This window comes from Planctomycetaceae bacterium (assembly GCA_021371795.1).
GTDB lineage: Bacteria > Planctomycetota > Phycisphaerae > Sedimentisphaerales > UBA12454 > UBA12454.
The window spans coordinates 67,265-80,904 of the sequence record JAJFVK010000004.1 but is presented as its reverse complement, the minus strand read 5'-3'; the positions used below and the strand labels follow the sequence as shown (position 1 = coordinate 80,904).

The window sequence follows — 13,640 nt, the reverse complement described above, 5'->3', positions numbered from 1 at the left end:
CATAAAAAGGCCGAGTGAAGCATCCTTCGCCCGGCCTTTTTTATTTCATATTTTACACTTTTTAAATACCGCCATGAATAATCCAACGGTCAGGGTGCATTTCATCATCGCCACATCGTGCTTTGACAGAACCAAATTTATGTACAATGTTTTTCCCGCTTTCGTCAACTAATTCAATTTGACAACCGACACTAAAGCTATGTTCACCGCATTGGGGAAATGATACCGGATTGTCAACCGAAATAATAGCGATGACATTTAATCGGCCAAAACGTTCTTTCGCTTTTTCTTCTGAAATGCCGGAATATATCAAGCCCGCTTTTTTGTAATTCTTATCAATTAAGGCCTGGAAAAACTGACGGACTGTTTCTGCTGCGGCCTGCTCATCAGTCATACTTCCCTGCGGAATGCCAATGAGCTGACTGAGTTGGTCAACTACTGTGACATCTTTGGGTACTTCATCTTTAAGTGTGAACATTTTTTCGTCTATCCGCACATTATATTCATAAAATTCCCTCGTGGAAAATGGTTCAGAGTTTCCATCATCATAAAGTTCAATAGAAGTAATTAAATTCGTTGCCTGATTTATATAGTAAATTTCTTTCTTCTGTATGTTTCTGTATGTTACAACAATCACAGTTGGTTCCTGCTTGTTTGATGGTGTTGTAGTATTGATGTCAATGACGCCTATTTTTTGTTTTTCGAGAAAGTTTTCCATAACCAATTTAGGCTGAGATTGTTCTATTAGGGTTTTCATCCATTTTTCAATTTTTTTACTTTGGAAAATAAGATGGCTATTCTTCTTTTTGAACCATATCTCTGCTTTTTCCGGTGTCCAGGTAATGAGCTTTGGACCATCTTCTGTTTCTGGCAGGTAATATCTTGCCTTTTCGATACCGCCTTGTTCATTAGATTTAATCCAAAACTCCCAAGGCTCTCCGTTACTATCAGGGTGGTCTTTCCTATATTCTTTCACATGCAAGTAGTGGATATTATTATAAGCTTCAATTATCTGTTCGATTCCTAAAGCTGTTGGTACGGTTCTATCAAAAATACCAATGCTTAATACTGCCGCAACAATTATTATCGCGGCAACTGCAAATTTTGTGATTCTGCTTTTCATAATTATTCTCCATACACTCGGCTGCAAATGAGCCGATTGTGTTTTATGTTTTTCAAATGCTGCCAATGCGTCATTGATAATTTGTTCGTCTTTTTCAAATGGCATAACAGCGGATGATTTTTGTGTTTCAAAAAATTGTTTAATTAGCTTTTCTATTTTTTCTGCAGTACTCATTTTATACCTCACCATCTAACAATGACCGCAGTTTATCTATTCCATACCGGTATCTGCTTTGAATTGTATTGATTGACACATTTTGCGATTCGGCTATTTCTTTGAAGGTCAATCTGCTTTGGAAATACAGGATTATTATCTCTCGCTGTTCATACGGAAGCAGTCCTAAAGCAAAATTAATTTTTCGAACGCGTTCATTATTCATCGCCTGCTGCAGCGGCTGCTTTAAATCCGAATCGGCGATTTCCATTTCATTAATGTCCGCTGCTGATTTGATTTTGTCCCTACAAATATTCCGCACACGATTTGCAACCGATGTTAAAAGATAACTTTTCAGCGAAGTTTTCAACTGGAGTTTTCGACAGCAGCCGGCAAACGAGACGAAACAATCGTGCACAATATCTTCAGCAAGAAATTTATCATTTGAAAGAGTAACCGCCAGTGCCAGCATATTTGTTTTGTACTTTTTATATATGCAGCAAAGAGCATCACTGCTGCCCCGCTTCAATTTCCAAATCAGCCATTTATCTTCGAGCATACGTATCCTGGAAAACTTAAAATTGCGAATCGCTGATAATAAGACACACACGTTTCTAATTTAGTCTATAAAAAAAGCTGATTTTTTTAGAATCAGCTTTAATTTTTTTATTTGGCATTACTCGTTAGTAACGCCGAGCATTTGCGTTATGCTGTCAAATTCATCAAGCGAATAAAACTCGATAATGATTTTCCCCCGCTGTCCATTTTTTTTAGCTTTAATATCTACACGAGTTCCGAGACGTGCGCGAATTTTTTCCTCGAGATCTTTTATGTTCGCAGGCTTTTCAATTATCTGTTTTTGTTTTTTCTCATCGCCTGCGGCAATCGCAAGACGAACAAGCCGTTCAACTTCACGAACACTCAAACGCCCTGCCAGCGCACGATTTGCTAAACGCTTTCGCAAATCATCCGTCGGCAGCGCAAGTATCGCGCGAGCGTGTCCCATATCGAGTGCGCCATCAACAAGCATCTGCTTTACTTCAGCAGGAAGATTCAGCAGACGAATATAATTGGCAAGCACGGATCTGTCCTGGCCGAGTTTTTGTGCAGCCTGTTCCTGCGTAAGATTGAACATCTCCATAAAACTCTGATACGCTTTTGCTTTTTCAATCGGATTCAAATCCGCTCGGTGGACATTTTCAACGATAGCAAGCGCGAGCATTTCTGTGTCATCCGTCTTGCGAACCATCGCAGGTATCTTTTTCAGGCCTGCTAACTGCGATGCCCTAAATCGTCTTTCTCCAGCCACAATCTCGTATTTACCATTATTGGGTCTTACTATAATAGGCTGCAGTACTCCGTTCTCTTTTATAGAGCCGGCAAGATCCTGCAACTGTTCATCGTTCCAGTTATGACGGGGTTGGAATGGGTTTGGAACAATGGTTTCAAACTCCAATTCCACCACATATTTATGTAACTCTTTATCAGCACTAAAGTTAGGTGCGGACTGTGTAACCACATTATCCATATTTTCCTGTACTGTGCTGATAATTGGGCCTAAAAGTGATTCGAGTCCCCTGCCGAGGTGTTTGGGTTTTTCCTTGTTTTTTGGTATCATTATTCGTTCCTTGAATAGAGTTTTTAGTACTCAAGTGTCAATATTTAGCTAACGCCTGAAAGGCTTTTCTAACATCATTTTGGACGGATTTCCAACAAAAAATCGTAAAAAATACCGTTTTTGAGCAATTTTTTGTACAAAATTAGTGTTTATAGAGCATTTTAAGAAATTTGAAAAGAAAGCAGAGGCCAAAAGGCTGTTCTGTGTTCCACGTGAAACAGTTTGACGATTTAAGATTGAAGATTGTCCCAAAGGGATGCCTTCGGCAAAGATTTAAGATTTGGACGGAGTACTTGGACGTCGTTTCCAATTTTAAATATTAAGTTTTACATATTAAATTCGTATTGTTTCACGTGAAACAAAAAAAGTAAAGCCGCAGGAACAAAACAAGATAATACATGATACAAACTTGAAAAATCCCAAACAATGAGGATGGTAAGGCTCTATAATCATAGTTCAATAGACACAAAACACGAAAACATATTTTTTACGTGTATTATATCTGTATTAGTTATTCAAAAAACAAATAAAGCGATTAATTTAACAGTATGTGGTTTAAAATGTAATGATTACGTAAAATAGCAAATCTGACATAGATACCGGCAGTGCGACATAAGTAAAGGGCAATAAATTCTGCAATGACTAATTATAAGGAGCATATCCTTAAAAATTATTAGACCCAAATGGAAACTTTTGTTAAACTGCTCGCTTGAATACCATAGGTATTTTTGCTTGCGATTAACAAATCACTTGGCAAATCCCCAAGGGACGCCGGCGGAATTACATTCGCAGTTTTTAAGACCATTGGTATCAATACTATATTAGTAATTTTTATCGGAGCTAAATATGATTACGCCATTAGAAAAGTATGATCCGCAAATTTATGAACTTCTGCGCCAAGAGGGTGCTCGTCAGAGCGCTTGTATTCGTCTGATACCATCAGAAAATTATGTATCGAAAGCAGTGATGGCAGCAACGGGAAGTTGTCTGACAAATAAATATGCTGAAGGTTATCCGGGCAAACGTTATTATGAAGGTCAGCAAATCACCGACCTTGTCGAGTCAATCGCAATCGAACGCGCAAAAAAACTTTTCAAAGTTGACCATGCGAATGTTCAGTCGCATTCCGGCGCGGTTGCAAATCTTGCGGCATACAGCGCAGTTGCTGCACCGGGCGATACAATAATGGGACTTGCTCTTCCTTACGGCGGACATTTGAGTCATGGCTGGAAAGTAAATTTCACAAGTAAAATTTTTAATTCTGTAAGTTATGAACTCGACCCAACAACAGGGCAGTTTGATTTTAATAAAATTGAAGAGCTCGCTGTAAAGCACAAACCAAAAGTTATTATCAGCGGCGCAAGCGCATATCCGCGAATTATTAATTTTAAAAATTTCAGTGAGATTGCGAAAAAAGTTGGCGCTGTTCATTTGAGCGATATCGCGCACATCAGCGGTCTTGTTGTTGCGGGAATTCATCCGAGTCCTGTTCCTTACGCTGATATAGTTTCGACGACAACGCATAAAACTTTGCGAGGCCCGCGAGGCGGAATGCTGATGTGTAAAGCTGCACTGGCAGAAGCGATTGACAAGGCTGTGTTCCCCGGATTGCAGGGCGGCCCGCATATGCACACAATAAGCGCTCTTGCTGTTGCGCTCCACGAAGCCGATACGCCGGAGTTTGTCGCTTACGCGAAACAGGTTGTCGCAAACGCAAAAGTACTTGCGGAGTCACTGATGGAAAAAGGATTTACTCTTTTCACTGGCGGAACTGACAATCATTTAATTCTTATCGATTTGAGAAGTAAAAATATTCCCGGCAAGAAACTTGCCAAAGCGCTCGACAGGGCACGCATTGAAACGAATTACAATACGATTCCCGGCGACCCAGCCAAGCCGTTTAATCCGAACGGTCTTCGCATTGGAACGCCTGCGATTACGACTCGCGGCATGAAAGAAGAACAGATGAAAATTGTCGCTTCACTAATTGCGAAAGTCGCTGACAATATTGATAATGAAGATGTCATCGCACAGGTCAGCAGAGAATCGCTTATGCTTTGTTCGCAGTTCCCTGTACCGGATCATTTTATTATTCCGGCGAAAAGTTAGCTATAAAAACACGGACGCTGATGGAACAGCTTATAAATACAGGCAAATTGAAAACCGCCTGGCTCGGTCTTAACGTCAGGGCGGCCGGCCTGCTTGAGTCGGCTTGCGCAACGGGTCTGTACGAAGTGGTTTCCATCGCAGACGGTAATCTTGCAAACGCAAATCGAGCCGCGCAGGTTTATAACTGTACCGCGTTCGACGATTATCGGCAGTTTATTTTGCAGAATCAGCCGGATGTTCTCATCGTTGCCGAGCCGTTAACAAAGTGCGCTGAATTTGTAAAGATGGCGATAAATAAAAAATGCCATATTCTTAAACTCATTCCTACTGCGCCGAATTTCGAGCTTGCGTCGGAGTTCATCACGCTGGCGAAAAAAAATAATGTAAAGTATGTTACCGCGGCACCGGTTCGATTTTCGCCGGGCTTTGAACGGCTTGGCGATTATTTGCGAAGCGTTGAACGCCGCGATTTTTATTTTGTGAATATGTGCGCAACTTTCGGCGACGATTTTTTTCAGCCAATCATTTCGTATCCGAAAGCGGAACAAAAATTATCTGGCGGGGGAGCGCTGCTTAATGATTGTTTTGAGCTGTTGAGTCTGCTGGTGGAAAATTTTTCTCTTCCGAATCAGGTTTACGCTCTGCTGACAAATCAGAGCCCCGACAAAAAAGCCAAACAATATTTCGGCGAAGATACCGTTACCGCGTCGCTTGTTTTCAAAGAAGGACTTATCGGCACATTTATGGCCGCACGGCAAACAGGCAACAACAATGTTGCGCCGGTAAGAATTTATGGCTCTAAACAAAATATTATCGCTACGCCGAATCGTCTTGCTATCTATGATGAAAATGACAATCTGTTTTCTGAAAATAAATATCCGCTCAAGGCGGACAAATGCATTACAGAAATGTTTATCGATTTCGGCAGGGCACTGCTGGAACCTGACAAATATAAATTGCGAAACAGTTCCAGGCTCGACCTTGCAACGATGGCACTCATTGAAGCGGCTTACTTGAGCACAAAAACCGGTATGCCTGAATCGCCGGGCAGATTTTTTGAAATTTCTGAAAAAGAAAGATTTCCATTCGTATGATTATAAAACCTCAAGCAGCTTTATTTATCGTTTTAATTTCGGCTTCATTGTTTGTCGGCGGCTGTTCTTCTTTTAAATCAGGAAAAGAAAAATTGGTGAATAAATGTTCCGAGCCGGCCAACGTTTATTCGGCGGGCAGTTCAGTTAAGGGCAAACCAATTAGTTACACAAAACTCGGCAGCGGTTCCAACGTTACATTATTATTCGCATCGATTCACGGCAGCGAAAGGGCGGGAACGCCTTTGCTTAATCATTTCAAAAATTATCTTATGGAAAATTGTGAATTGCTCGACGGCAAAACCGTGATTATCATCCCGGTTGTAAATCCTGACGGCTTCACGAAGAAAACAAGGCATAACGCAAACAACATTGATCTTAACAGGAATTTTCCCGCGGCCAATAGAGAGAACAATAGAACAAATGGAAGTTTTGCGTTGAGTGAAATTGAAAGTTACGAGCTTTACAAAATAATCAACATTTACAAGCCGTCAAAGATTCTTGCGTTTCACGAAGCACTGAATTGTATTGATTACGACGGGCCTGCAGAAGACATAGCAAAGCGTCTGGCAGACAAGTGTAAATTGCCCCTGGAAAAACTTGGTGCGCGTCCCGGTTCACTCGGCTCGTATATCGGGCTGGAACTTAATATGCCGATCATCACCGTCGAGATGGCGAAAGAAGATTCAAAAGCATCCGAAGCGCAGCTCTGGGGCGATTATAAAGATATGCTGATAGAGGCGATTGCATATTAATAAAGCCCGCCCTACAAAAATTATCCGATTTTTCGGGCAGCTTTAATTATTAGCGATTCGTTTGTCGAGCACTTCAAGCATGTGACGGCAGACTTTTTGGACTTCATCCGTCTTCGGCAAATATGAAATAAGTTTTTCAGCAAGTTCGCGTTTTTTAATTTCTTTCAGCGTCGCGACAAAATTTATATCATATATCCATCCCAGCAGACCGAATATCATATCGTTGAGTGTTTTGAATTCTTTGTATGAAATTGTTCTGCCTTCAAGCACCGCCTGCATAATATGCACCGAGCATTCGTCTGTGGCAGGGTAACCGAAAATCGCTAAGCATTTTTCCGGGTCGGCACGCAATTCGTCAACTCTGCTTAGCATAACATAAAAAATGTCCAGCTTGTCAATGTCGCGAATCAATTTCGCGAACGGCTCAATATCCTTATCCAAATTTTTCGGAAAATCTTTTACGCTGTGGAGTTTGACTGCGGTTGTGATAATATCTTTTTCTTTGCTGTCGAAACAATCAAGGACTTTGTTATCCGCCAGAATTTCCAAACCCATCTGGCTGTGGTCTTCTGTTCCGACATCACTGTAAGTCTTGTATTTTCTGTACTGCTCGAATCTGCCGGTGTCGTGCAAAAGCGATATCACCTCGGCAAGCATTGACTGCTCGACACTAAATCCCAACTCCTTTGTAATAATCAGAGTATCTTCCAGCATCCTTCTTGTGTGGTCGTCTTTGAGCTTTATATCATCATTTACCTGTTTATCGCCGCCATAATACCCGGCAACGTAGTCAAAAAACCATTTTTTTAAGCCTTCAAGCTGCTCTTTTGTCATTTTTACTCCAAAACTGAAAGGTAATAATTTACTCTAAAATGGTTCAATGTTCCATATTTTCTTGAAAATCAATCTTCACAGCTTAAAATGTGGAAAATTAGAAATGGAGTCAAAAATGGCAACTATAAAAGATGTTATAGTCAGAAAACCAACCGAAGCGGAGACTAAAGAGTGTAAAAGCTGGCCGATATGGGCGTGCGATAAGAGCAGTTTCGATTGGGATTATACCCAAAAGGAAACCTGCCTTATTCTGGAAGGCAAAGTAACTGTCAAGGACAGGCCGGGCAACGGCAACGTCTCCTTCGGACCCGGCGATTTAGTTATTTTCCCAAACGGACTAAAGTGCACATGGCACGTCAGCGAAGCTGTAAAAAAACATTACAACTTTGAATAGAATACAATAATAGCAAAAAAAGTCGCTCAAAGCAGAATCGGACGCGGTCACAGCACCACTTGCTCTATGTGGAGCAAACTCCGCCAAAAGCGACTGCAAAAAGTATCCGTATTATTCATCGGGTATCTTTGGAAAAACTTCTATAAGATTTTGATGTCAGTGACAACAGTATGTCACTCTGCAATAAAAAAGGCCGAGTAATTTACCCGGCCTTTGAATATTTACCTGCTTAACTTGCCTATTTTACTTCATCGTCAATCCACTGACAGACTTCTTTTACATCCTGCAGTGTAATGTCGCCCATGTGCGCGATTCTGAAAGTCTGATCTTTCAATTTGCTATAACCATTACCGAAAATGGTATTATGCTTTGCCTGAACCGCTTTAATCACATCGCCGATAACAATGCCGCGAGTGTTCTTAACCGTTGTCAGGGTGTTTGAAGCATATTTCTCTTCGCAGAACAGACCAAATTTTTCCTTTGCCCAGCTTCTAACAAAATCGCCCATTTTTTTATGTCTTGCCCAAACATTTTCCATTCCTTCGGCGAGGAATTTTTTGCACTGATAGTTAATCGCCATAATGTGCGGAATCGATGGCGTTGTCGGGGTCTGGTCTTTGACAGCGCTCTTTTCGAATTCCTGGAAGTCGAAATAGTATCCGCGGCCGGTAACTTTCTTGCTCTTTTCCAGCGCACGATTGCTGACAGCGAAAACAGCCATGCCCGGCGGAATCGCAAATGCCTTCTGAACAGAAGCGAAAACAACATCCCAGCCGAGTTTATCAAAATGCAGCGGAAGACCTATCATACCGCTGACAGCATCGACAAGCACAAGAACGTCAGGATATTTTTTCTTCAACATTTCACTGATTTCGTAAACCGGATTTGTAAGGCCGGTACTTGTTTCATTATACACAATCGTAATCGCCGAGTATTTGCCCTCGGACAGTTTCTTGTCAATCATTTCTACAGTTGTCGCTTTGCCCCAGTCAACTTTAAGCTCTTCGACGGTTCTGCCGCACGCTCTGGCAACGTCGGCGAATTTATCGCTGAACGCGCCGCACATTGTGCAAAGAACTGTTTCGTTGTGGTCAACGCAATTTCGAATACTGCCTTCCCAAACGCCTGATGCGGATGATGTACTCAAATAGACGTGCTGTTCAGTGAACAGAATCTTCTTCAGCATATCCACAGTTTCTTTGTGCAGTTGTGCATACTCTTTGCCCCTGTGGCCAAGAGTATATCTGCTCATTTGCTGCAATACGTCAGGCAGGACATGCACAGGCCCGGGTATAAACAGTCTCGGCGGATTTTTCCAGTCAACCATTGTTTGCCTCCAAAAAATTAATTGTTTTTAGCCACTGATTTCACGGATTTATTTAATTACTTTAACCACGAATTAACACGAATAAACACATTTTAAAAATATAAATCAGTGTTCATCTGTGGCTAAAGTTTACAGTTTATTTATTGTTAAACCTGAAAATATTTTCGGATAAAAGAACGTGGACTTCTGCGGCATCTTTTCGTTTTCCGCTGCGACCGCACGTACCTGTTCGACTTTCGTAGGATTCATAAAGAACAGAACCTGCATTTGTTTCTGGTCAACTTTACCGATAGCTTCGTCAACAGCTTCGCCGATATCCTTGATGTATTCAATATTCGATTCGCCGGCAAGCGCTTCATCGCCGATGCCGAGCACGCCTTCGAGAATTAATTTGTGCAGCACAACAACATCAAGCGATTTTGAAGCATCGCTCATCTGTAATGACTTGAGCGCATCTTTGTTGGTCAAAACTATATAATAGAAATCTTCGCCGTCGTAAATTCCAAAAGCGTTTTGTCCCTGCTCAAATGCCCTGGTCATTCTTTTCTGCATCAGAGCCTGTGCTTTTTCTTTCGCTTCTTTAAATTCAAATTGTGTAACTTTGAAATTAGCCTGCAATTTTTTTATCAACTCATCAGTGTTATAATTTTTCAAATTTCCAACAAGCCTATGCGTCGGCAGAACAACAAGTCCTTCGTTGTGCATATTCACAAACGCAATCATCAGCCATTGAGCATTCGGATTTTTTGTCAGATTGTAATAATTCAGCGCGGTTTCATAACGGTGATGGCCGTCAGCGATAAGCCCTTCTTTTTGCGTCATCATATCCGCAATTTGTTTAACTTCATCCTGCGAATCAATTGCAAATATCTGATGCTTCACGCCATCGTCATCGACAAACTCTATCAGGCTTTTTCCCTTGGCAGCCTTTGCGATAATTTTGTCAGCTACCTGCTTGACATCGTCATACAACATAAACACAAGCTCGAACTGCGCGGCTGTTGCCTGCGTAAGTTTCAGTCTGTCTGCCTTTGGGCCATCGAGAGTTTTTTCGTGCGGCTGAACACCAGAACCGAATTGTGCGAGCTTCGACAGGGCGATGAATCCGCTGCGTTTGGTTTTTTTACCGCCGATTTCAAATTCCTGAACGTAGGCGTAAATCGTCTCTTTGTCGTCCTGCTTGAGAGCCTTGTGGGCTATCCAGTCATTAATATGTTTGCCAGCACGAATGTACTGATTGTTTTTGTCATTGTCGCCGGCTTCCTGCTTGCCGAGTATTACCCTGACAATATTGTACGGATTCTGTTTATAAAGTTTATTCTGCTGCGCCGCGTTGATAACATCATAAGGCGGCGTGATACATTTGCCGGTATCGCCGACAACTTCGGAGTTAAATCTATAGGCTTTAAATCCCTTGATTTCCATAGTTTTTGATATTCCTTCACTTCAGTAATTGTAAAGTCTTTTTTAACAAGCGAGAATCTTACCATAAGGCTGTTTATATTTCAATATATAAAAATATAATTCCCTAAAATTTTTATTTCGCGGGTATGTTTCACATATATTTATTAAATATATGTGAATATTATCACAAAATATTAAAATTCCTATTTTCTACATCCTTAATTCTTTACTTCGCCAGTCTCCATCATTAGAATCAGTGCAGATTTAAGGAGACCTCTAAAATGTATTGCCCAAAATGTGGATTGGATAATCTGGAAGACGAAAAATTTTGCAAAGCCTGTTCAGAGCCGCTGCCGGTAATACCGGATTTGCCGCCGGAGATTGCCAAAACAAGCAAGCTGGCGATATGGTCGTTTGTGCTTTCGCTGATGGGATTATTTACATTTATGGTAACAGCACTGCCGGCGATTATCTGCGGAATCATCGGCCTTGTGAAAATCTCTAAAAGCAATGGCCGTCTTCGCGGCAAAGGTTACGCTATTACGGGAATTGTCGTGCCTGTGGCTTATAGTATAATTCTGCCACTGATGCTTGCGATATTGCTGCCCGCACTGGTTCGCACAAGACAGGTAGCAACAAAAATGGTTTGTGCTACAAATCTCAAGACTTTAGGTCTTGCGATGATGACCTATACAGCCGAAAACAACGACACATATCCACCCGCTGGAAACTGGTGCGATTTACTGAAAGATAAAGTAAAGCCGGAAAATTTACGTTGTCCATCAATTCGTAAAGTTGAAGGGCAAACAAGTTACGCCTTGAATATAAATGTCGCGGGAAGAAAAACGTCTGAAATTCCACACGATACCGTCTTACTCTTTGAGACAACACCCGCAGCAAATCCTGCAGGAGGACCAGAATTGTATACTACCAGCAATCATGGCAATGTAGGCTGTAATATTTTGTTTGCGGACGGACATGTCGAATTTGTTTATAAAGAAAATTATTATTCTCTTCGCTGGAAGCCGGAGTAAATTAGTTTTTTACGCCCCCGACACAGGTGCCCTTAGCAGGGTTTCCGTTACACTTCAACGGGGGCTAACAATATTATTTGCTTGTCTGCTGAATTTTTGCCCATTCATCGCGAAGAGTTGCGGTACGATTAAAAATTAATTTGCCGTCCCTGCCCTGAGCAGAGTCGAAGGGTTGGCTGTCCAAATCAACGCAGAAATATCCCATTCTTTCAAATTGCCATCTGCTCAATGCTTTTGCATCTTTCAAATACGGCTCAACTTTGCAATTCGAAAGCGTTGTCAGTGAATTCGGATTAAGATATGCTGTGAAATCTTTTCCCTCTTCAACATCATCCGGATTTTCTTTTGTGAATAAATGGTCGTACATTCTCGCTTCGGCAGTTATCGCGTTCTTTGCGCAGACCCAGTGCAGAGTAGATTTTACTTTTCTGCCGTCCGGAGCATCGCCGCCTTTTGTCGCGGGGTCGTACGTGCAATGAATTTCTGTTATGTTGCCCGCTGCATCTTTTGTTACGCTTGTGCAGGTGATAAAATACGCATAACGCAAACGCACTTCTCGGCCGGGCGTTAAACGGAAGAATTTTTTCGGAGCATCTTCCATAAAATCATCGCGCTCAATATAAATTTCGCGCGAGAACGGAATCTGCCTTGTACCCGCCAATGGGTCTTCGGGATTATTTATCGCTTCGAGTTCTTCAACTTGCTCGGCCGGATAATTATCAATCACAACTTTGACAGGATTGAGAACGGCCAATACACGAGCACTAGATTTATTCAGTTCTTCGCGCAGGCAGTGCTGGAGTAATGAAAAATCGATAGTGCTGTTAAATTTATTAACGCTGATTTTTTCGCAGAAGTTTCTAATCGCTTCCGGCGAAAAACCACGTCGTCTCATTCCGCTGATTGTCGGCATACGCGGGTCGTCCCAGCCGGAAACTAATTTATCCTGCACGAGCTTTAGCAGTTTGCGTTTGCTCATAACTGTATAAGTCAGATTCAAACGCGCGAATTCAATTTGCTGCGGATGATAAATGCCGAGTTGGGTAAGGAACCAATCGTAGAGCGGTCTGTGATTTTCAAATTCGAGTGTGCAAATCGAATGTGTTATTTTTTCGACAGAGTCTTCAAGGCCGTGCGCCCAATCGTACATCGGATACAAACACCACTTGTCGCCTGTGCGGTGATGTGTCGCGTGCACGATACGGTACATAATCGGGTCGCGCAAATTAAAGTTCGGCGATGCCATATCTATTTTAGCGCGGAGCGTTTTTGAGCCGTCTGGAAATTCACCTTTGCGCATTTTTTCAAACAGGTCGAGATTTTCTTCAACGCTTCTGTTTCGGTACGGGCTGTCATTGCCGGCTTGAGTTGGTGTGCCGCGAGTCTGGCGGATTTCTTCGCCGGTCAAATCGCAGACATACGCCTTGCCTTTTTTAATCAGCTCAACTGCCCAATCGTACATCTGCTGGAAATAGTCCGAGGCGAAAAATAAATTCTGTCCCCAGTCCCAGCCGAGCCATTTTACATCTGCCTTTATCGAGTCAACGTATTCCTGCTCTTCCTTTTCGGGATTGGTATCATCGAAACGCAGATGGCATTTGCCGCTGAATTCCTTTGCGATGCCGAAATTAAGACAGATACTCTTTGCGTGGCCGATGTGCAGGTAGCCGTTCGGCTCCGGTGGGAAACGTGTAACAACTCTGCCATCCCATTTTCCGCTTTGGCAGTCATCGGCGACTATTTGACGTACGAAATCCAATTTTTGCTGATTTTCATTTGGCGTTGACATTTTTGTATA

At 42.0% G+C, this 13,640-nt stretch carries 12 protein-coding genes; 5 read left to right on the top strand and 7 right to left on the bottom strand.

The genetic code is table 11. From position 1 onward, the window contains the following. Positions 1–61: 61 nt before the first annotated feature. The 3 genes from LLF92_01745 to LLF92_01735 all read right to left on the bottom strand — a co-directional run bounded on the left by LLF92_01745 (position 62) and on the right by LLF92_01735 (position 2,894). Positions 62–1,297 (bottom strand): hypothetical protein, encoded by a 1,236-nt coding sequence (locus LLF92_01745; protein MCE5339838.1) that lies wholly within the window; start codon positions 1,295–1,297, stop codon positions 62–64. Between the two features lies 1 nt (position 1,298). Beyond that, entirely contained in the window at positions 1,299–1,835 is a 537-nt protein-coding gene (locus tag LLF92_01740; GenBank protein ID MCE5339837.1) for a sigma-70 family RNA polymerase sigma factor, read from the bottom strand. A 117-nt stretch (positions 1,836–1,952) separates the two neighbouring features. Further along, entirely contained in the window at positions 1,953–2,894 is a 942-nt protein-coding gene (locus LLF92_01735; GenBank protein ID MCE5339836.1) for a ParB/RepB/Spo0J family partition protein, read from the bottom strand. 846 nt (positions 2,895–3,740) lie between these two features. Between LLF92_01735 and LLF92_01730 the strand changes: the two genes are divergently transcribed. From LLF92_01730 to LLF92_01720, 3 genes are read left to right on the top strand one after another with little or no spacing between them, the layout of a single operon-like run. Continuing rightward, positions 3,741–5,003 carry a serine hydroxymethyltransferase gene (locus LLF92_01730; GenBank protein ID MCE5339835.1) on the top strand — a complete coding sequence of 421 codons (1,263 nt, stop codon included), beginning with the start codon at positions 3,741–3,743 and terminating at the stop codon, positions 5,001–5,003. A gap of 20 nt (positions 5,004–5,023) precedes the next feature. Next, positions 5,024–6,097, top strand: a complete 1,074-nt coding sequence (locus LLF92_01725) for a Gfo/Idh/MocA family oxidoreductase (GenBank protein MCE5339834.1) — start codon at positions 5,024–5,026, stop codon at positions 6,095–6,097. Continuing rightward, positions 6,094–6,849 (top strand): DUF2817 domain-containing protein, encoded by a 756-nt coding sequence (locus tag LLF92_01720; GenBank protein ID MCE5339833.1) that lies wholly within the window; start codon positions 6,094–6,096, stop codon positions 6,847–6,849. Before LLF92_01725 ends, LLF92_01720 begins: the two co-directional genes overlap by 4 nt. A gap of 42 nt (positions 6,850–6,891) precedes the next feature. On the opposite strand, the gene LLF92_01715 is transcribed toward LLF92_01720, so the two are convergent. Further along, on the bottom strand, positions 6,892–7,683 hold the full coding sequence (locus LLF92_01715) for an HD domain-containing protein (GenBank protein MCE5339832.1): 792 nt from the start codon (positions 7,681–7,683) through the stop codon (positions 6,892–6,894). Between the two features lie 115 nt (positions 7,684–7,798). Between LLF92_01715 and LLF92_01710 the strand changes: the two genes are divergently transcribed. After that, positions 7,799–8,077, top strand: coding sequence for a cupin domain-containing protein (locus tag LLF92_01710; GenBank protein ID MCE5339831.1), 279 nt, complete (start codon positions 7,799–7,801; stop codon positions 8,075–8,077). 238 nt (positions 8,078–8,315) lie between these two features. Here the strand turns inward: LLF92_01710 and LLF92_01705 are convergent, their stop codons facing one another. Together LLF92_01705 and LLF92_01700 are read right to left on the bottom strand one after the other, a co-directional pair. After that, entirely contained in the window at positions 8,316–9,404 is a 1,089-nt protein-coding gene (locus LLF92_01705; GenBank protein ID MCE5339830.1) for an alanine--glyoxylate aminotransferase family protein, read from the bottom strand. A gap of 129 nt (positions 9,405–9,533) precedes the next feature. Then, complete coding sequence (locus LLF92_01700) at positions 9,534–10,829, bottom strand: DUF1015 domain-containing protein (protein ID MCE5339829.1); 1,296 nt, start codon at positions 10,827–10,829, stop codon at positions 9,534–9,536. A gap of 260 nt (positions 10,830–11,089) precedes the next feature. Here LLF92_01700 and LLF92_01695 point away from each other — a divergent pair, with 260 nt between their 5' ends. Continuing rightward, on the top strand, positions 11,090–11,842 hold the full coding sequence (locus tag LLF92_01695) for a DUF4190 domain-containing protein (protein ID MCE5339828.1): 753 nt from the start codon (positions 11,090–11,092) through the stop codon (positions 11,840–11,842). 73 nt (positions 11,843–11,915) lie between these two features. Here LLF92_01695 and LLF92_01690 read toward each other — a convergent pair whose 3' ends face one another. After that, a complete protein-coding gene (locus tag LLF92_01690) occupies positions 11,916–13,631 on the bottom strand; it encodes a glutamine--tRNA ligase/YqeY domain fusion protein (protein ID MCE5339827.1) in 1,716 nt (571 codons plus the stop codon). Between the last annotated feature and the right edge of the window lie 9 nt (positions 13,632–13,640).

Bases quoted from the DNA above. Each gene is read 5' to 3' on its own strand.
- LLF92_01745 (MCE5339838.1), bottom strand. From the start codon at position 1,297: ATGAGTACTGCAGAAAAAATAGAAAAGCTAATTAAACAATTTTTTGAA.
- LLF92_01740 (MCE5339837.1), bottom strand. From the start codon at position 1,835: ATGCTCGAAGATAAATGGCTGATTTGGAAATTGAAGCGGGGCAGCAGT.
- LLF92_01735 (MCE5339836.1), bottom strand. From the start codon at position 2,894: ATGATACCAAAAAACAAGGAAAAACCCAAACACCTCGGCAGGGGACTC.
- LLF92_01730 (MCE5339835.1), top strand. From the start codon at position 3,741: ATGATTACGCCATTAGAAAAGTATGATCCGCAAATTTATGAACTTCTG.
- LLF92_01725 (MCE5339834.1), top strand. From the start codon at position 5,024: ATGGAACAGCTTATAAATACAGGCAAATTGAAAACCGCCTGGCTCGGT.
- LLF92_01720 (MCE5339833.1), top strand. From the start codon at position 6,094: ATGATTATAAAACCTCAAGCAGCTTTATTTATCGTTTTAATTTCGGCT.
- LLF92_01715 (MCE5339832.1), bottom strand. From the start codon at position 7,683: ATGACAAAAGAGCAGCTTGAAGGCTTAAAAAAATGGTTTTTTGACTAC.
- LLF92_01710 (MCE5339831.1), top strand. From the start codon at position 7,799: ATGGCAACTATAAAAGATGTTATAGTCAGAAAACCAACCGAAGCGGAG.
- LLF92_01705 (MCE5339830.1), bottom strand. From the start codon at position 9,404: ATGGTTGACTGGAAAAATCCGCCGAGACTGTTTATACCCGGGCCTGTG.
- LLF92_01700 (MCE5339829.1), bottom strand. From the start codon at position 10,829: ATGGAAATCAAGGGATTTAAAGCCTATAGATTTAACTCCGAAGTTGTC.
- LLF92_01695 (MCE5339828.1), top strand. From the start codon at position 11,090: ATGTATTGCCCAAAATGTGGATTGGATAATCTGGAAGACGAAAAATTT.
- LLF92_01690 (MCE5339827.1), bottom strand. From the start codon at position 13,631: ATGTCAACGCCAAATGAAAATCAGCAAAAATTGGATTTCGTACGTCAA.